Source organism: Bacillus sp. LR--39 (genome assembly GCF_053613335.1).
In genome coordinates this window covers 1-863 of record NZ_JBSIOT010000566.1, presented here as the reverse complement: position 1 = coordinate 863, position 863 = coordinate 1, and the positions used below count along the sequence as shown (strand labels likewise).

1 protein-coding gene is annotated in these 863 nt (G+C 54.8%); it reads right to left on the bottom strand.

All coding sequences use genetic code 11. The features are described from left to right. The coding region (locus ACWHAR_RS24955; RefSeq protein WP_452088166.1) for an AMP-binding protein at window positions 1-863 on the bottom strand (863 nt) is incomplete at both ends.

Sequence of the window (863 nt, the reverse complement as noted above, 5' to 3'; positions counted from 1 at the left end):
TGGTCGGCCCGCCCCATATAATCCAGAGAGCCGTCCTGGCGCCTGCGGGCAAGATCGCCGGTGCGGTACATCCGGGTTCCCGGCGGACCAAACGGATCAGCGACAAAGCGGTCTGCTGTCAAATCGGGTCTGCCCAAGTAACCCCGTGCGAGACCGCCCCCGGACACATACATCTCTCCGGTGACGCCCGGGGGCACCGGTTCAAGATACTCATCAAGCACATATACACCTAAATCGGGAATCCCCTGGCCGATCAGGCTGTTCGCTTGAAGTGCCGCAGTCTGCTGATCGAGAGAAATATAGCTGACATGCACCGTCGTTTCTGTAATTCCATACATATTAATCAGCCGCGGGAAATGATCCGGATGGCGTTCATACCAATCTTCAAGCCTCTTCAGCTCGAGCGCTTCCCCTCCAAAAATGATAAAGCGCAAGGAAAGGAGCTTTCCTGTCTCAGCATTGTCCCGGTCAGCCTGCATCAATTGATAAAATGCTGAAGGAGTCTGATTGAGCACAGTCACTCCCTCGCGAACGAGAAGATTGAGAAATTCGGCCGGCGAGCGGCTGATTGTATGAGGCACCACGATAAGCCGGCCCCCATTGAGAAGTGCTCCCCAAATTTCCCATACCGAAAAGTCAAATGCGTAAGAATGAAACATCGTCCAAACATCGTCAGCGCCGAAATGGAACCATTGGTCAGTCGCTCCGAACAGCCGCACGACATTTTGATGCGGAACAACGACTCCTTTCGGCTTGCCGGTCGAACCGGATGTGTAAATGACATACGCCGGGTGAAGAGGCAGCAAAGGCGCGGTGCGGTCGGCATCACACGGATTCGCAGCAGCGCATCCTTTCAGTTCCTC